General features: G+C 69.1%; 17 protein-coding genes. 3 read left to right on the plus strand and 14 right to left on the minus strand.

Annotated features, from left to right (window positions below):
- Positions 1–4 precede the first annotated feature (4 nt).
- The 8 genes from FK268_RS06135 to FK268_RS06170 form a co-directional block, all read right to left on the minus strand.
- Entirely contained in the window at positions 5–1018 is a 1014-nt protein-coding gene (locus FK268_RS06135) for a ferrochelatase (protein WP_146432265.1), read from the minus strand.
- Positions 1015–1857, minus strand: a complete 843-nt coding sequence (gene inhA / locus FK268_RS06140) for an NADH-dependent enoyl-ACP reductase InhA (RefSeq protein ID WP_146432267.1) — start codon at positions 1855–1857, stop codon at positions 1015–1017. The genes FK268_RS06135 and inhA overlap by 4 nt, the downstream gene beginning before the upstream one ends.
- A 73-nt stretch (positions 1858–1930) precedes the next feature.
- The gene (fabG1, locus tag FK268_RS06145) at positions 1931–2656 is read right to left on the minus strand and encodes a 3-oxoacyl-ACP reductase FabG1 (RefSeq protein WP_146432269.1); all 726 of its coding nucleotides are present in this window, start codon (positions 2654–2656) and stop codon (positions 1931–1933) included.
- 84 nt (positions 2657–2740) lie between these two features.
- Entirely contained in the window at positions 2741–3724 is a 984-nt protein-coding gene (locus FK268_RS06150; RefSeq protein WP_146433392.1) for a VWA domain-containing protein, read from the minus strand.
- Between the two features lies 1 nt (position 3725).
- Positions 3726–4697 (minus strand): DUF58 domain-containing protein, encoded by a 972-nt coding sequence (locus tag FK268_RS06155; RefSeq protein WP_146432271.1) that lies wholly within the window; start codon positions 4695–4697, stop codon positions 3726–3728.
- Positions 4698–4699: 2 nt separating this feature from the next.
- A complete protein-coding gene (locus FK268_RS06160) occupies positions 4700–5764 on the minus strand; it encodes an AAA family ATPase (protein ID WP_146432273.1) in 1065 nt (354 codons plus the stop codon).
- A gap of 73 nt (positions 5765–5837) precedes the next feature.
- Positions 5838–7295: a C40 family peptidase gene (locus tag FK268_RS06165; protein ID WP_146432275.1), complete on the minus strand. Its 1458-nt coding sequence runs from the start codon at positions 7293–7295 to the stop codon at positions 5838–5840.
- Between the two features lie 241 nt (positions 7296–7536).
- On the minus strand, positions 7537–8166 hold the full coding sequence (locus FK268_RS06170) for an Rv1476 family membrane protein (protein ID WP_146432277.1): 630 nt from the start codon (positions 8164–8166) through the stop codon (positions 7537–7539).
- A gap of 169 nt (positions 8167–8335) precedes the next feature.
- On the opposite strand from FK268_RS06170, the gene acnA reads away from it, so the two are divergent.
- Positions 8336–11152: an aconitate hydratase AcnA gene (acnA, locus tag FK268_RS06175; RefSeq protein WP_146432279.1), complete on the plus strand. Its 2817-nt coding sequence runs from the start codon at positions 8336–8338 to the stop codon at positions 11150–11152.
- A gap of 107 nt (positions 11153–11259) precedes the next feature.
- Entirely contained in the window at positions 11260–11823 is a 564-nt protein-coding gene (locus FK268_RS06180; RefSeq protein WP_146432281.1) for a TetR/AcrR family transcriptional regulator, read from the plus strand.
- Here FK268_RS06180 and FK268_RS06185 read toward each other — a convergent pair.
- The 3 genes from FK268_RS06185 to FK268_RS06195 form a co-directional block, all read right to left on the minus strand.
- On the minus strand, positions 11820–12503 hold the full coding sequence (locus FK268_RS06185) for a hypothetical protein (protein ID WP_146432283.1): 684 nt from the start codon (positions 12501–12503) through the stop codon (positions 11820–11822). The two genes, FK268_RS06180 and FK268_RS06185, sit on opposite strands and share 4 nt — an antisense overlap.
- A 63-nt stretch (positions 12504–12566) precedes the next feature.
- Complete coding sequence (locus FK268_RS06190; RefSeq protein WP_146432285.1) at positions 12567–13391, minus strand: VOC family protein; 825 nt, start codon at positions 13389–13391, stop codon at positions 12567–12569.
- A 32-nt stretch (positions 13392–13423) separates the two neighbouring features.
- On the minus strand, positions 13424–14173 hold the full coding sequence (locus FK268_RS06195) for a YdcF family protein (RefSeq protein ID WP_146432287.1): 750 nt from the start codon (positions 14171–14173) through the stop codon (positions 13424–13426).
- 112 nt (positions 14174–14285) lie between these two features.
- Between FK268_RS06195 and FK268_RS06200 the strand changes: the two genes are divergently transcribed.
- A complete protein-coding gene (locus FK268_RS06200; protein WP_158636059.1) occupies positions 14286–15680 on the plus strand; it encodes an SMI1/KNR4 family protein in 1395 nt (464 codons plus the stop codon).
- A 24-nt stretch (positions 15681–15704) separates the two neighbouring features.
- On the opposite strand, the gene FK268_RS06205 is transcribed toward FK268_RS06200, so the two are convergent.
- The 3 genes from FK268_RS06205 to FK268_RS06215 form a co-directional block, all read right to left on the minus strand.
- Positions 15705–16232, minus strand: coding sequence for a DUF4333 domain-containing protein (locus FK268_RS06205; protein WP_146432291.1), 528 nt, complete (start codon positions 16230–16232; stop codon positions 15705–15707).
- A 65-nt stretch (positions 16233–16297) separates the two neighbouring features.
- Positions 16298–17332: a glycerophosphodiester phosphodiesterase family protein gene (locus tag FK268_RS06210; RefSeq protein WP_146432293.1), complete on the minus strand. Its 1035-nt coding sequence runs from the start codon at positions 17330–17332 to the stop codon at positions 16298–16300.
- Positions 17333–17405: 73 nt separating this feature from the next.
- The gene (locus FK268_RS06215; RefSeq protein ID WP_146432295.1) at positions 17406–17912 is read right to left on the minus strand and encodes a DUF4333 domain-containing protein; all 507 of its coding nucleotides are present in this window, start codon (positions 17910–17912) and stop codon (positions 17406–17408) included.
- Between the last annotated feature and the right edge of the window lie 64 nt (positions 17913–17976).

The raw sequence follows: 17976 nt of genomic DNA on the forward strand, positions 1-17976 counted from the left end.
CCGCTCAGACGCGGGCCGGGCGCCGTACCGCGGGGCAGCAGCCCTCGACGCACGCGGCACCGTCGACGCTGACGCCCAACCCGGACGAGCGCCCGGCGTCCGCGTCGTCGACGAGGTCGGCGACCATCGCCGTGAACCGGGGGTCGCCGATCGGCGTGGCGGCGCGGGCGAAGGGCATGCCCAGCTCCCCCGCCAGGTCCTTGGCCTCGGTGTCGAGGTCCCAGATGACCTCGAGGTGATCGGAGACGAAGCCGATCGGCACGACGGCGACGCCGGGGATCCGCCGATCCCACAGTGCTTGGATGTGATCGCAGATGTCCGGCTCGAGCCAGGGCACCTGCGGCGGCCCCGAGCGGGACTGCCAGACCACGTCGAAGTCGGCGCCCAGGCGGGCCGCGACGTTCGCGGCGGCATCGTGGACCTGCCGGGAGTAGAGCCGCTCGACGCCGGGCGGGCCGGCGGCGATGTCCGCCGCGTCGGGGATCGAGTGCGCGGTGAAGACGAGCCGCGAGTCCGCGGGCACCGTCGCCAGGGCCGCCTCGGCGGCGTCGGCGAAGGACGCGAGGAAGAGCTCGTGCTCGGAGAACTGCGGCAGCTTCGTCAGCCGCGGCGCACCGGGGCCGACGGCGGCGAGGGCGCGGGCGATGTCCTCGTCGTACTGCCGGCAGCCGGAGAAGCCGCCCCAGGCCGAGGTGGCGAAGACCAGCGCGTTGCGCACACCGTCGTCCTTCATGCGCTGAACCGTGTCCTCGACCATGGGGTGCCAGTTCCGGTTACCGAAGTACACCGGTATCTCGCGGCCGCGTCGACCGAACTCGGCCTCGACGTCCGCGATCAGCGCCCGGTTCTGCGCGTTGATCGGCGAGACGCCGCCGAACCGCAGGTAGTGCTGTTCGACGGCGTCCAGCCGCTCAGCGGGTACTCCCCGGCCACGCACGACGTTCTCGAGGAAGGGCCGCACGTGGTCGGGGTGCTCGGGCCCTCCAAAGGAGAGCACCAGCAGCGCGTCGTACGTCACGACTGCGCGTTGATCATTTCCTCGGGGAACCAGGTGTTGTGGCTGGCTCCGCCGTCGACGTAGACGATGGAACCGGTGGTGCCGGGCAGCCAGTCGGAGAGCAGCGCGCAGACGCTCTTGCCCACGACCTCCGGGTCATCGACGTTCCAGCCGATGGGCGAGGCGCCGTCCCAGTAGGTGTTGAGCATGTTGAGCTTGCGGGCGTCGTCGGTCGCCGTGCCCGAGATCGCCTTGGCGGCCAGGGTCTTGATCGGGCCGGCGGCCACCAGGTTGGAACGGATCTTCTTGGCGTAGCCGACCTCGCGGGCGACGTAGCGGTTCACCGATTCGAGGGCGGCCTTCTGCACGCCCATCCAGTTGTAGTCCGGCAGCGCGGTGCGGGGATCGAAGTCCATGCCCACGATGGAGCCGCCCTCGTTCATGACGGGGAGCACGGCGCGCGCGAGCGAGGCGTAGCTCCACGCGGAGATCTCGAAGGACTTCGCCACGTCGGGGCCGGGGCCCTCGAGGAAGGGCAGAGCGTCCGGGCCCATCAGGGTGCGGGGAGCGAAGGCGATCGAGTGCAGCACGCCGTCGATGCCCTCGGGGGCGACCTCACGGATCTTGTCGGCCAGAACGCCGAGGTACTCCTCGTCGGTGACGTCGAGCGGGATCGCGGGCGGCACCTCCTGCGGCAGGCGCTTGGCGATGCGGTCGATCAGGCGGAGCCGGTCCGGGATGCCGGTGATGATCACCTTGGCGCCCTGCTCCTGGGCCACCTTGGCGGCCGAGAAGGCGATGGAGGCATCGGTGATGATGCCGGTGATGAGGATGGTCTTGCCTTCGAGCAGTCCGGTCACGGACGTGCCTCCTTCGGTTCTTCGGTGCTGCGGGCTGGTTCGACGGTGCGCCGCCGGTCGTGTCGAGCGGGGCCTAGTGGCCCATGCCGAGGCCGCCGTCGACGTTGATGACGTTGCCGGTGACGTAGGCGGAGTCGTCGGAGGCGAGGAACGAGACCACCGCGGCGACCTCCTCGGGCTGGCCGATCCGCTTGGCGGGGATGCCCTGCTTGATCAGCGGCTCGGTCATGTCGGCGGGGAGCTCGCGGGTCATGTCGGTATCGATCAGGCCCGGCGCGATGACGTTGGCCGTGATGTTGCGCGAGGCCATCTCGCGGGTGACGGAGCGGGCGAGACCGACGACGCCGGCCTTGGACGAGGCGTAGTTGGCCTGCCCGCCGGTGCCGGCCAGGCCGACGACCGAGCCGAGGTAGATGAACCGGCCCCACCGGTTCTTGAGCATGTCGCGCGTCGCGGCCTTGGTCACGCGGAAGGCACCGGTGAGGTTGGCGTTGATCACCTTCTCGAAGCTCTCGACGCTCATGCGCATGACCAGCGTGTCCTCGGTGATGCCTGCGTTGGAGACGACCACCTCGACGGGTCCCTGGTGCTCGGCGACGGCCTTGAACGCGGCCTCGACGGAGTCGTTGTCGGTGACATCGCACTGCACGCCGAACAGGCCCTCGGGCGCGCCCGAACCGCGGTGGGTGACGGCCACCTTGTGGCCGTCGGCGGCCAGGCGCTGCGCGATGGCGAGGCCGATGCCGCGGTTGCCGCCCGTGACGAGGACGGACCGGGGCGTGAATTCAGAAGTCGACATGGGTGCCAACTTATCAATCGCGCTCGCGGGCGGGGAAATCTCGGCCCTCGCGAGTCGTCGGACCGCCCGGCGATCCAGCCCCGATCACGGCAGGCGCCGGTTGAAAGCGACCGCGCCGGCGGCGCCGAGGACGAGCAATGCGGTGCCCCACAGCACCCAGATCCGGGAGTTGTCGCCCTTCTGCATCTCCCAGCCGATCTCGTCGCGCAGCGTGCCGTACGCCTGGTTGAGGTCGCTGAGTGAGGACGCGGAGAAGAACTGACCGCCCGAGAGGTCGGCGATCTTCTTCAGCGAGGCGTCGTCGACGGGGACCGGGATGTTCTGCCCCTCGATGTTGACGGTGCCGTTGGGCGTGCCGAAGGAGATGCTGGAGATGGGTATCCCCTCCTCCTTCGCCTTGCGCGCCGCGGTGAAACCGCCGCGCGGGTCGTCCAGATCGACGGGAACCGTCTGCTTGCCGTCGGACTCGAGGATGATCCGCGCCGGCGGTGCGTTGTCCTTACCGCCGAGCACGTCCCGGATGTTCTTGATGGACTGGATCGCGGCGTAGATGCCCTCACCGGTGGCGGTGCGCTGGGCGAGGTCGAGATGGTCGATCGCGTTGGTCGCGAGGGAGCGGTCCGGCGTGGGTGAGACCAGCAGCTGCGCGGTGCCGGCGAAGGAGACGATGCCGAGGTTCATTCCTTGCGGCAGCTCCGAGACGAACTTCTTCGCGGCGACCTTCGCCGCGTCGAGCCGGTTCGGCGAGACGTCGGTCGCCTCCATCGACTTCGACACATCGATCACCAATACGACGGTGGCCCGGCTGCGGGGCACCTTGCGCATGGCCTGCGGCCCGGACAGCGCGACCATGAGCACGATGAGACCGATGCTGAGCAGCGCGATGGGGACGTGCCGGAACCGATTGCGTCCCGGAGGCGCCACCGAGTCCAGTACCGACATGTTGGCGAACTTCAACGCCCGCTTGCTACGCCGCTTCTCGTTGTAGACGTACCCGGCGAGGATCGCGAGCACCACGAGGATGCCGAGCAACCAGACCGGGGTGGCGAGCGAGGTCAATCCGCCCATGTCAGGAAGCACCAGCCAATCCACGTCGACGTGCGGCCACGAAGCGCACGATGTCTGCGAGCCAGTCGCGGTCGGTGCGCAGCTCGAGGACGGGCGCACCCACCCCGCGCAGCGTGCGGGCCACCTGCTTGCGGTGCTCCTGCGCCGCGGCGGCGAACCGCTGCTGCAGCTCGGGGGTCACGGTCAGTTCGCGCACGGCACCGGACTCCGCGTCGCGCAGGGCGATCTCGCCGACGGCCGGCAGTTCCACATCGCGTGGATCGAGCACCTCGACGGCGAGCACCTCGTGCCGCGCGGCCAGCCCGCGCAGCTCGCGGACGTAGTCGATGTCGCCGAGGAAGTCGCTGATCACCACGACGAGACCGCGCGGCTGCTCGGGCCGGCGCAGGGCGTCCAGGGCGACGCGGATGTCGCCGCGCGTGCCCTCGACCGCCCGGGGAGCCGAGGCGATCGCCCGGAGCACCTTCTGACGCTGCGCACGCCCGGACTTGGGCTGCACGCGAACCAGCTGCGCACCGTTGGTGACGAGGCAGCCGACGCGGTTCGCGGCGCCGCTCACCAGGTGCACCACTGCGGCGGACGCCGCGACGGCGAGGTCGCGCTTCGTCCCGCCCGTGGAGCCGAAGTCCATCGACGCCGACAGGTCGACGACGATCCAGGTCTGCAGCTCGCGATCGGCGATCATCTGCCGCACATGCGGGTGCGTGGTGCGCGCGGTGACGGACCAGTCCATGAGGCGCACGTCGTCGCCGGGCGTGTAGGGCCGCGACTCCCCCGGCTCCGACCCCGGGCCGGGCAGGAGTCCCTGGTGGTCACCCTTGAGCACGCCGTCGAGACGACGCCGGACGAGCAGTTCCAGCATCTTCAACGACGCCTGCATCCGGGCCTCGTCGACCTCACCGCCGGCGAAGCTCGGCAGCGGGGTGTGCGGCGCGGCGGAACCCGGCGGCCGGACGGGGGGTGTCGCGGGCATCGTCAGCCCTGCGGCTGGTGCGCGGGCGCGAACTGCTGCTGCGGGGCGGGCGGAGCCTGCTGCGGCACGGGCTGCCCGACGACCTGCGGCAGCGCGACGGTCTGCAGCACCCGGTTGATCGCCTGGTCGGCGGTCACCTCGTCGGCGAGGGCGTCGTAGCTCATGACCAGACGGTGCCGCAGCACGTCCGGGATGATCTCCACCACGTCCTGCGGGACGACGTAATCGCGGCCGCGCAGCAGCGCCAGGGCACGGGCCGCGGCGACGATGCCGAGCGTCGCGCGGGGCGAGGCGCCGTAGGTGATCCAGGAGGCCACGTCGTCGAGGCCGAACTCACGCGGGGTGCGCGTCGCGGCGATCACGCGGACGACGTAGTCGACGAGAGCGTGGTGCACGAAGACCTCGCTCGCAGCCTTCTGCAGCCGCTGCACGGACGCCGGGTCGAGCACCTGGGAGGGCACGGGCGGCACGGTGCCCATGCGGTAGACGATCTCGCGCTCCTCCTCGATGGACGGGTAGCCGACGACGACCTTGAACAGGAAACGGTCGCGCTGCGCCTCGGGGAGCGGGTACACGCCCTCGTTCTCGATGGGGTTCTGCGTCGCGAGCACGAGGAACGGATCCGGCATCGGATAGGTCTGGCCGCCGATGGAGACCTTGCGCTCGGCCATGACCTCGAGCAACGCCGACTGCACCTTGGCGGGCGCGCGGTTGATCTCGTCCGCGAGCAGGAAGTTGGCGGAGACGGGGCCGAGCTCCGTGTCGAACTGCTCCTTGCCCTGGCGGTAGATGCGCGTACCGATGAGGTCGGACGGCACCAGGTCGGGCGTGAACTGGATGCGGGAGAAGGAGCCGCCCACCACGGTGGCGAAGGTCTCGACCGCCAGGGTCTTCGCGACGCCCGGCACGCCCTCGAGGAGCACGTGCCCCTTGGCCAGCATGCCCACCAGGATCCGCTCGACGAGCTGGTCCTGGCCCACGATCACGCGCTTGACCTCGTAGACCGCCCGCTCCAGCAGTTTGACCTCATCGCTGGAGGCGATCTCCGGCCCCTGTGAGTGCGTCACGCAAAGTCCCCTTCGTCGTCGTTCCCCCGGCCCACGAGGACCCGTTCCCACGAGCGTACTGAATCCTCGACGGTCAGCTGTTGATGACGCGGACGCCCTGCGACAGGAAGGTCGAGGCGTCGAAGGGAGCGATCCGCACGGCGCCACCCGACTGCGGGGACTCGAGGATCTGGTTGTTGCCCAGGTACATGGCCACGTGCTGGGTGCCTCCCGGACCACGGAAGACCATGTCGCCGCGCTTGAGCTGGCTGATCGGCACCTTGTTACCGGTCGTGTACTGGTACCCCGAGTACTTGGGCAGCGCGATGCCGACGGCGGCGTACATGTAGGCCATCAGGCCCGAGCAGTCGAAGCCGATCCTGTTGAAGTCGCCGTAGCTGTCGGCGACACCGCCGTCGCGGACGCCCTTCGTCGCGCCCCAGGCGTTGCCGCCGCCCCAGGCGTACTGGACGCCGATGACCGACATACCGCGCTGGATCACGGTCTCGATCATCTGCGCGCCGCTCATACCCGCAGCGCTGGTGGCGGCCTGCGCAGCCGGAGCGGCAGCGGCGGGCGCCGCCTGGCCCGTCACCGCGGCGAACGGATTCGTGAACAGCGACGACGCCTGGCCGACGATGCTCTGGGCGAAGTTGCGTGCCGCGGCGAGAGGATCCGCGGAGTCGGTGGTACCCGCCTGTGCAGCGGGGGCTGCAGCCGCGGCCGGGGCCGCCGGAGCGGCGGGCGCCGCGACCTGCTGGGTCTGCTGTTCGTCGACGACGTACTGCGCGTAGATCTTCTGCTGGACGGCGCGGTCGTCGGCGCGCTTGGCCTCGTCCAGGGCCCGCTGCGCGAGCTCGCGCTGGGCGCTGAGCTTGGTCTGCTCCTGCTCCTGCGTGGAGAGCGTGGCGACCGTCGTGGTGATCGAGTCCTCGGCCGACTTCTTGCGTTCGGCCGCGGCGGCGGTCGCTGCGTCCGCCTGGACCTTCGCCGCCCGTGCGGCCGTCCGCGAGGCCTCTGCACGCGACTTCGCGGCCTGGAGGTTCCCGAGCGCCACGCGCTGCTTGTCGGCGACGATGCGCAGCGTCGAAGCTCGATCGACGGCCTCGCCGGGATCGTTGCCGCCCAGGGTGTTGACCAGCGCCCCGGCGCTGTTGCCCTGCGCGTACGCGGCGCGCACCACGGTGTCGAAGGAATCCTGCGCCGTCTTGATCTTGGCGTCGGACTCGGCGACGGCGGTCTCCGAGACCTTGATCGCGCCGTTGGCGGCGGTCGCGGCGTCACGTGCGGACTGCAGGTCGACCACTGCGCGGTTGACCGACTGGCGCTTCGACGCGACGTCTCCGCGAAGATCAGCGATGCGCTGATCCGCCTGCGCGATGCGGTCGACGAGCGCGGCGACCACGTTCGCGGGGTTGGCGTCGGTGCCGTTGGGCTCAGCGAAGACCGGCCCCGTCGCAGCGACGGATCCGGCGACCAGCGAGCCGGTGGCGACCGCCGCGAGCAGCGACCGCGCAGCGAGATTCGTGGCGGGGTGTGCCGTACGCCTCAAGGTGTCTCCCTCAACTCAAGACTCGTTCATACCCGATGTGTACGCATGGGCCACACGCACAACATTGGCTTCACTCGTACCGTACGGCACTTTCACAACAATAGAAAACACGAATCACAAACTACACACGTGTGAGTTTCCGGAAAGCACGGCTGATCTGCTGCGATCACGAAGCTGGGAATGGCTTTCGATTCGGACAGCGCGAGTGAATCACACAGCTGGAATTTCGAATGAATGTGCGCTATTCGTTCGATCGAACAGCGGAAGCGCCATTCTCTTCGGACGACGTCGCCGCCGCGGCACCGGCCGCGCCGGCCCGACGGGCAGCGTCGACCTCGCGGCTGCGCCGCCGGGTCACCACGCGCGCGATTCCGGCGAGCGCGGCGACGAAGAGCACGAGGGCGACCGTGAACCCGGTCCACGGGAAGGTCGCGTCGTGCGCGACGTCGGCGAAGTCCTCGGCCGCCTTCGGCGGGTTGTTCAGCGCGAGCCGACCGTTGTAGCCGTCCTGCCCCTTCTCGATCTGGTAGCGCGAGAGTTGCGTCGAGTAGCCGGCCACCTGGGTCGGCGACATCACGAGCACCGTCAACGGGTGGTCCGCATCGGCGTGCGTCCGCCTACCGAGCTCGGTACCGAGATCCCGGAGCGACGTGTCCGGGTTGTAATCGTGCGCGAGGACGATCACCTGGAAGTTCTCGATGCCCTTCGCCCGCGCCTCACTGACGACGCGCACCAGCTGGGGCACGGAGTCCTGGTAGGCCGGGTTGAGCACGGCGACGCCGTCCCGCGCGAGGTCCGCCTGCAGCGCGGACAGATCCACGTCCTTCGGAACTTCGGTGAGAATCGGCAGCGCACCAGGCAGAGAACCCATGAGCCTCACAGTACGACACGCCCGCGGACCGCCCGGTAACGAGGCACAATGAGCTGCGTCCGACGAGTTTCAGCCCAGTGGACTCTCACAGGACAAGCGTACTGTATTATGGACTTCATGCGCCGACACAGCCCGTCGGTGCACACCACAAACGTTGAGTGGAGCTGACGTGAGCAAGAGCATCGATTCCTTCTCGTCGCGCGGCACGCTCGAGGTGGGCGATCAGTCATACGAGATCTTCCGCCTCAGCGCCGTGCCCGGCACCGAGAAGCTGCCCTACGCCTTGAAGGTCCTCGCAGAGAACCTGCTGCGGACCGAGGACGGCGCGAACATCACCACCGATCACATCAACGCCCTGGCGAACTGGGATCCCTCGGCCGAGCCGAGCGTCGAGATCCAGTTCACGCCGGCGCGCGTGATCATGCAGGACTTCACCGGTGTGCCCTGCATCGTGGACCTCGCCACCATGCGCGAGGCCGTCACGGCCCTGGGCGGTGACCCCAACAAGGTCAACCCGCTCTCCCCCGCCGACATGGTCATCGACCACTCGGTCATCCTCGATGTCTTCGGCACCGCCGACGCCCTCGAGCGCAACGTCGACCTCGAGTACGAGCGCAACGGCGAGCGCTACCAGTTCCTGCGCTGGGGCCAGGGCGCCTTCGACGACTTCAAGGTCGTCCCCCCGGGCATGGGCATCGTCCACCAGGTCAACATCGAGTACCTCGCCCCGGTCGTCATGACCCGCAACGGCCAGGCGTACCCGGACACCTGCGTCGGCACCGACTCGCACACCACGATGGAGAACGGCCTGGGCGTCCTGGGCTGGGGCGTCGGCGGCATCGAGGCCGAGGCGGCCATGCTCGGCCAGCCGGTCTCCATGCTCATCCCGCGCGTCGTCGGCTTCAAGCTCACCGGTGAGATCCAGCCGGGCGTCACCGCCACCGACGTGGTGCTCACCGTGACCGACATGCTGCGTCAGCACGGCGTCGTCGGCAAGTTCGTCGAGTTCTACGGCAAGGGCGTCGCCGAGGTGCCGCTGGCCAACCGCGCCACCCTGGGCAACATGAGCCCCGAGTTCGGCTCCACCGCGGCGATCTTCCCGATCGACGGCGAGACCATCAACTACCTGCGCCTGACCGGCCGCACCGACCAGCAGCTCGCGCTGGTCGAGGCCTACGCCAAGGAGCAGGGCATGTGGCACGACCCGGAGCACGAGCCCGCGTACTCCGAGTACCTCGAGCTCGACCTCGGCACCGTCGTGCCGTCGATCGCCGGCCCGAAGCGCCCGCAGGACCGCATCCTCCTGTCGGAGTCGAAGACGGCCTTCCGCAAGGACATCCACAACTACGTGGAGGAGCAGCACCCCGCCGCGCACACGCAGCTGGACGAGGCCGTCGAGGAGTCCTTCCCCGCGTCGGACCCGGCCGCGCTGTCCTTCGCGGACGACGGTGCCGTCGACGTGCAGTCCGCTGCCAACGGTGCCGAGGGCCGTCCGTCGAAGCCCGTCCGGGTCAAGGGCGAGCGCGGCGAGTTCATCCTCGACCACGGCGCCGTCGCGGTCGCGGGCATCACGTCCTGCACCAACACCTCGAACCCGTCGGTCATGCTCGGCGCTGCGCTGCTGGCCCGCAACGCGGTCGAGAAGGGCCTGACCACCAAGCCCTGGGTCAAGACCAACATGGCCCCCGGCTCGCAGGTCGTCACCGACTACTACGAGAAGGCCGGCCTGTGGCCGTACCTCGAGAAGCTCGGCTACTACCTGGGCGGCTACGGCTGCACCACCTGCATCGGCAACACCGGCCCGCTGCCCGACGAGATCAGCAAGGCCGTCAACGACAACGACCTCACCGTCACCGCCGTGCTGTCGGGTAACCGCAACTTCGAGGGTCGCATCTCCCCCGACGTCAAGATGAACTACCTGGCCTCGCCGCCGCTGGTCATCGCGTACGGCCTCGCGGGCACGATGGACTTCGACTTCGAGACCGATTCGCTGGGCAAGGACCACGACGGCAACGACGTCTTCCTCAAGGACATCTGGCCGTCGGCGCAGGAGATCGACGACACGATCAAGAACGCCATCAACCAGGACATGTTCCGCAAGTCCTACTCGACGGTCTTCGCGGGCGATCACCGCTGGCAGAACCTCGCCACGCCGGAGGGCGACACCTTCGCGTGGGACGAGGACTCGACGTACGTCCGCAAGGCCCCGTACTTCGACGGCATGACGATGGAGCCGGCTCCCGTCACCGACATCTCCGGGGCCCGCGTCATGGCGCTGCTCGGCGACTCGGTGACCACCGACCACATCAGCCCCGCCGGCCCGATCAAGCCGGGCACCCCGGCGGCGCAGTACCTCGACTCCCACGGTGTGGCCCGCAAGGACTACAACTCGCTGGGTTCGCGGCGCGGTAACCACGAGGTGATGATCCGCGGCACGTTCGCGAACATCCGTCTGCAGAACCGCGTGCTCGACACCATCGGGCTCGAGGGCACGCAGGGCGGCTACACCCGCGACTTCACGCAGGAGGGCGGCCCGCAGTCGTTCATCTACGACGCCTGCATGAACTACCAGGCCGCCGGCACCCCGCTGGTCGTCCTGGGCGGCAAGGAGTACGGCTCGGGCAGCTCGCGCGACTGGGCCGCCAAGGGCACCAGCCTGCTGGGCGTCAAGGCCGTCATCGTCGAGTCCTTCGAGCGCATCCACCGTTCGAACCTGATCGGCATGGGCGTGGTCCCGCTGCAGTTCCCGAAGGGCGAGTCGTGGAAGACCCTGGGCCTCGACGGCACCGAGACCTTCGACATCGCGGGCATCACGGAGCTGAACAACGGCGTCACTCCGAAGACGGTGCACGTGACCGCCACGAAGGAGGACGGCACCAAGGTGGAGTTCGACGCGGACGTCCGCATCGACACCCCCGGTGAGGCCGACTACTACCGCAACGGCGGCATCCTGCAGTACGTGCTGCGGAACATGATCAAGAACTGATCTCCGTCTTCGAGCACGCGTGACGGCGGGCCCGGCCCCAGCGGCCGGGCCCGCCGTTCGCGTAGCGGACCTCCGATTACTGTTCCCGTTGGATCAGGAGCGATCTCATGCCCAAGGTCAGCGACGATCACCTCGCCGCGCGACGCCGTCAGATCCTCGACGGCGCGCGGACCTGCTTCGCCGAATACGGCTACGACGGCGCGACCGTCCGCCGCCTTGAGGCCGCCACCGGGCTCTCCCGTGGCGCGATCTTCCACCACTTCCGCGACAAGGACGCGCTGTTCCTGGCGCTGGCCCGCGAGGACGCGGAGCGGATGGCCGACATCGCGGCGGAGGAGGGCCTCGTACAGGTCATGCGCGACATGCTCAGCCATCCCGAGCGCTTCGACTGGCTGGGCACCCGGCTCGAGATCGCCCGCCGCCTCAAGAACGACGCCGACTTCCGCGCGGAGTGGACCGAGCGGAGCGCCGAACTGACCGAGGCCACACTGCGCCGGCTCGAACGGCAGAAGCAGCGCGGCCGGCTGCGCGACGATCTCCCCACCGACGTCATCCTCGGCTACCTGGATCTCGTCCTCGACGGCCTGGTGACGCACCTGGCCTCGGGCCGCCCGACGGCGGGCCTCGAGGCCGTCCTCGACCTCGTCGAGGAGAGTGTGCGCCGCCCCTAGCGCTTCTGCAGCGCCATCACCGTCGATGTGATGCCCAGGCCGAGCAACAGGACGCCCGCGAACACGGTCAGGTACAGCCCGAACCCCGTGGAGGCGTTCACGAGGGACGAGTACTTCGACGCCACCGACGTGATGTTCGCGAGGTCGTACCCGGCGAGGCCCGCGACGATCAGGCCCGCGATCGCGGCGACGATGCCCGAGATCAGACGCAGCGGAGCACTGGTCGAGGGCAGCACCGCCGCCGCCACCGCCACCGCCGCCGCGATCAGCCCCACGAACAGGGTGATCCAGCCGTCGCTGCCGTCGATGCCGGAGACCGACTTGGTGAAGCTGCTCGCACCGATCGACGCCGAGACCGACGCCCATGGCAGGAACGCGCCGATGATCGCGAGGAGGCCCGCGCCGGCGATCACGAACTGCAGGATCCGGCTAATCCCGCCCTGAGTACCCGCCGGCACGCCACCGAACGCGCCGGCGCCGCCGAACGCACCCTGTGGTCCGAACTGCCCCCGCGATCCGAAGGCGCCGGGCTGCCCGTAGAGATGCTCGCCGAACCGGCGGGGTACGGGCTGACCGGCGTAGGGCTGCCGCTGTCCGTACGACAGAGGGGGCTGGTAGGGCGGGACCGGGCCGCCGGGCTGCTGCTGGGGTCGCGGGTATCCGCCCTGGTTGTAGGTCATGCGGGGAGCGTATCCCCGTCCGCCTTACGGAACGGTTGCGAACGCCTGAAGGAAGCCCGGCGTCTAACGCCCCTCGGGCGGAGTGGCGTAGAGGAACACCGCGCCACCCGGATCCTTCGCCGACCCCATCGTGGCCCAGGGCGTGACCTCGGCGGACCGCAGGATCTCGCCACCGGCGTCGACGATGCGCTGCTCGGCAGCGGCGGTGTCCTCGACCGTCAGGTACACCTGCCAGAACGACGGCATACCGTCACCGAAGACGCCCGAGTCGAACAGCGGCGCGGCGTCCATGATCCCCGCGACTCCGTCCTGCGCGCCCGCAGGACCGGCGAGCACCTGGCTGTACCGGTCCGGGCCGAAGGAGCCCTCCTTGCCGCCGCTGCCGATCTCCTGCAGGGTCCAACCGAAGACGCTGCGGTAGAAGCCGAGCGAGGCGTCGTAGCTGCGGCTCATGCAGTCGAACCAGTACGGGGTGCCGGGGACCCCGCGCTCGACGAATCCGGGATGGGTACCGGGCTGCCAGACGCCGATCGCGGCACCGACCGGGTCGATGAAGAAGCCGAAGCTGCCGAGTTCTCCCACCGCGGTCGCGGGCACGATCACCGACGCGCCCGCCTCGACAGCGGAATCGAGCGACGCCGCGGCGTCGTCCGTGCGCAGGTACACCGACCACACGTCACCCGGGGCGTCACCACCGTCCGGCGGCGACATGACGCCCGCGACGAGATCCCCGTTGACCCGGAAGTTGCGGTAGCCACCGTGCTCCGGGTCCGCCGGATCCGCCTCCCAGCCGAAGACCGCGCCGTAGAACTCGACTGCGGCATCGACGTCGGAGCTCATCAGATCGATCCAGGCGGGTGCGCCGACGGGCGCCGTGTACTCGGTCATGGGCTAAACCTTGCACACCCCGCCGACAAGTTCTAGATCTTCGCGACGCCTCGTGCGTCCCGGTACACGGCGGCCACGCCGCTGGCGGACATCGGCGCCGACTGGATCTTGGCGTCGGACGCGACGACGGCCTGCAGGGTGATCCCCGCGACCAGGAAGTCCGCCACCGAACGCCGAGTGTGGTCGGCGGAGGTGACGAGCACCGCGCCGTTGCCGAAGCCGTTCTGCTGCATGAGCACAGCGGTGTTGATCGCGTTGCCCTGCGTCGAGCCGGCCTTCTCCTCGGTGTAGATGCGGGTGCCGGAGACGCCCTGCGCGAGCAGCCACTCCTTCATCGCCGCCGCCTCGGTCTTGCCCGCCTTCGGCGCGCCGCCGGTCACGACGATCGGGAACGCCGGATAGGCCTGCGCGACGGCGAGTCCCTTGGTGAGGCGCTCGACGAGAATCGGCCGCATCGCGCCGTTGTCCTCGAGTCCGTACCCGAGGATCACGATCGCCGTCCCGGGCGCCACACCCCCGGGCACCTGGTCCGTGAGCGGGAAGGTGAGCGCCTTGTTCACGTTCGTCATCAGCGCCACCACCTTCTGCGCCTGATCGAGCGGCATCTGGTTGATGGCCGCCTGCGCGCCGGCGGTGTTCCCCGCCGCCTGCTGTTCGATGGCCGTGTCCGTCAGGGAGGAGGTCGACGGGGCCGCGCCCGCGGTCCCGATGGTCACCGTCGCGATCGCGGCGACCGCCACCGTGGCCGACAGTACCGAGCGGATGAAACCAGAGACACGCATCTTGACCTCCGTGACAAATGTGACTACTGGTGGAAAACTACACCACCGAGGTCTGTGTTGCTACGCGACCTCAAAAGATGTGACCCCATCCGTGCCTGCGGTACAAAGACGCATGGCCTTGCAACGCCTCACGGACCTCGCACTCTGGCACCGTTGTCTGGCGGCGGTGGCCGCCTCCCGCGCCGGGATGCCGCCGACGGACACCGCCGTCAGCCTGGGCTCCCTGAGCCGACAGAGCTACGGCACGACCGGAGCCAGCGGTCCGGGCATCAGTCACGCCGACATCGGTCCAACGGTCCTGGAATCGCTCGTCGAGCGTCTGTCCGAGGAGGACCAGATCGCCTTCCGCGCGTCGATCGCGCCGGATGGAAGCGCCGAGGTGCTGCTGGTCGATCTGAACCTGCCGCCACTCGCCGGCGCGAGTCCGGTCGGGCACATCGATGGCGTCGTTCTCGCACCCGACACGCTTCCCGAGCCCTATCGTCGCCGCCCCGTCGCGATCGATCGGCCGCGGTCATCGCACGCCGATCCGGACACCGTGCGGCGGATCGTGCGGTCCGCACTCCCCGACGCTCCGCCTGCACCTCCATCAACGCTCGCCGAGGCCCAAAGGTCGGTCCGCCACCGTCTTCCCGACGACGTGCTGGCCATGTACGAGACCGCCGGATCGGGGTACCTGCTCCTGCAGCCGGGCGGCACCGCCATCTCGTACGACGAGATCGATTTCGAGTCGGACGAGGAACTGCACGAGATGACGATCTTCGGACTCGGCATCCCCGAACGCAACTACTGCACGGCTCCGGCCCGCGCCTACGCGTGGCCCCACGTCGCCACCGAGGTCGTGATGCCCGACCCGACCGAACGGGTGCAGCCCCTGGGCCACTCGCCCGCCTGGTTCCTCGTCGGCGCGGACACCTACGGCGGGTATTACGTCGCCGACCTCGCGCCGGGGCCGCGAGGCACCTACGGGCAGATCCTGCACGTGACGAGGGAGTCGTCGATGGGCGCGCGATGGGTCGCGCCGTCCCTCACCGAATTCCTCCTGCGTGGCGATCACCCCGATGCCGACCCGTACTTCGGGGACGTCGCCCCGCCGACGTCCGTGCGGATCGGAGACCACACGGACCAGACGATGACCGACGTCACCCCCGACACCGAGGTGCTGCACATCAACGCGGTGTCGACGCCCGTGGATCTCGTCCCACTCGGTGGGCACCCGCGGCTGCGGTCGGTGGCCATCACCACCGACCGCGTCGCCGGATTCGAGAGCGTTCTCCCAACGCTCCCCGTGCTCGAGTACCTCGAGCTGCCGTACTCGGTGTGGACCTCGCTCATCGCCGATGGAGCCGTACCGAACCGGTTGGCCGCCGCCGGGTTCTCGGGCGCCCCGGGTGATCTCGTCTCCCCCGTCGGGCTGGCCAACTCGCTACTGACGATGCGCGGCCTCGAGCCCGTTCCGATCACCCGCATCCGCGCGGACGGCACCGTCGAACAGTTCGTGCCGTAGCGGTACCGGCGGTGGAGCGCGCCATCAGTCGGGCTTGATCTCCCAACTGTCCTGGCCGTCCATAGGCCCGACCTTGTAGGTGAGGGCGCCTGTGGCACCACTGGAGTCGGTCACCTTGCAGGCGATGTCCTTGCCGGGCTCGAGCGCCTTGAGGCCCGTGCCGCAATCGACGGTGACCTTGTCGTTGACACGCGCCGAGACGTCCGGCGCGAGCTTCGGCCCCGTCGTCGCCAGATCGTAGAGCTTCGCGGTGGTGACGTAGTCGACGTTCATGTCCTTGTCACGGACCGTCACCTTCACGGGCACGGTCGCCTCCTTGACCTTCGCGTCGCAGGTGAAGGTCGCGTCGACCTCGGGCTTGGCGTTCGACCGGTCGCAGGATACGGAGTCGACCTTGTACGCGGCGCCGGCCTTCGTGTATTCCGAATCGAGCTTGTCCTTGATCTGCGTCTCCAGCTTGTCGAAGTCGAGCTTCGTCCCGAACATCGAGCACCCCGCGATCAGCGGCAACAGAGCGGCGCCCGCGGCGATTCCAGCAGTCTTCATCTTCATGAATTCGTACTGTAGCCGACGTTTCCCCCGGTTCGTCACCCCTGTCAGCGACGCTACGGCGACCGCTACCAGGACGGATCGGGCAGGGCGGTACCGAGCTCACGGAAGACGGCCCGGGCACGATCCGGATAGTCGGTGATCACGCCGTCGACGCCGTCGCGGACCAGGACACGCATGGTCGCGGGATCGTTCACCGTCCACGGGATGACCTTCAACCCCTGGCCGTGTGCGCGCCGGATCAGCTCGGGCGTCGTGAACCGGACGAAGCCGGCATCGCCGACGCCGCCGTCCTGCGGGTCACCCTGAACCGGAGAGATGGCCGTCAGGCCCGGGATGGTGCGCTTCGCGGCGGTCACCCAGTCCCCGGCGTAGTCGTCCACGTCGAGCCCGAGCCACGGCGACGCCCCGGCCCTGCCGGTCTGTAGGAACTGCTCGCCGTTGGTGAGCGCGATCAACCCGACGCCCGGCAACAGCGGTCCGATCTCCCGCAGAGCCGTCCAGTCGAAGCTCTGGATCGTGACCTGCCGGGCGAGTCCGGACCGCACGATCTCCCCTGCGACGGTGCGCACGAACTCGCCGCGCGGCGCCGTCTCCGACGGTGCGCCGGCCTCCACCTTGGTCTCGATGTTCATCCGTACCGGGGACTTCCGGGACCGGACGAGCTCGAAGAGCTCGTGCAGTTCGGGCATCCGGGCCCCCCTCACGACGCGCTGTGTCGCCGCGGCCTTCTCGTACCCGCAGTTCATGGTCCGGATCTGCGCGTAGGTCAGGTCATGGATGTACTTGCCCACGTACGGATACTGCGGGTCACCGGGCGACGCCGGCGCGGTGTCGACGCACTTGCGCGAATCCACCTTGCGGTCGTGTGTGATCACGACCCTCCGGTCCTTCGTCACCTGCGTGTCCAACTCCAGCGTCGTGACGCCGAGTCGCATCGCCGCGGAGAAGCCCTCGAGGGTGGATTCCGTCTGCAGCCCGAGCCCTCCCCGGTGCGCCTGCAGGTCGACGGTGCGCTGCGCCGCCGGCGCTGCGCCCGCCGGGGCCGCTCCGACCAGCAGCGCGAGACACACGGACACGGTCGACAGGCGGCGCAGTTCCATGGCTCGCACGCTAGGCCGCGACGGTGAACGCGGACTGTCCGCAGCGTGACGTCGCGGCTCGCCCACCTCGTCGTTACGCGACCTCCCAGCCGTCCTCATCCGCGGTCCCGCCGACGGTGTAGGTGAGGGTGTCCACGGTGCCGTCGCTGTTCGCTACGCGGCAGGTGAAGCTCTCCTTCGGTGCCACCGCCTTGAGGCCCGTCCCGCAGTCGACCGCTGTCGCGCCCGGGAGCTGCGCGCTCACGTGGGGCGTGAGCTGCGGCCCCAGCGCGGAGAGACTGTAGAGCTTCTTGGCGGTGACGAAATCGACGTTCATATCCTTGTCCTTCACCGTCACGGTGACGGGAACGACCGCGTCGGAGATCCTCACGTCGCAGGTGAACGTCGAACCGACCGAGGGGCGCTTGTTCGACTGATCGCAGCTGACCGAGTCGACCTTGTGCCCGAGATTGCCGTACTCCGTGTTCAGCTTGGTCGTGATCGCGCCCTCGAGCTTGCCGTAGTCGACGCTCGCTCCCCCGATGTCGAACGAACAGCCCGCCACCAACACTGCAGCCGCCCCGATAACCAGTCTCTTCATGCCGATCGACGCTATCCACGCCCGCGTGCGACCGGTATCCCCCGGATCGGGGGACTTCGGCCTC

This window comes from Tsukamurella sputi, assembly GCF_007858445.1.
Taxonomy (GTDB): domain Bacteria; phylum Actinomycetota; class Actinomycetes; order Mycobacteriales; family Mycobacteriaceae; genus Tsukamurella; species Tsukamurella sputi.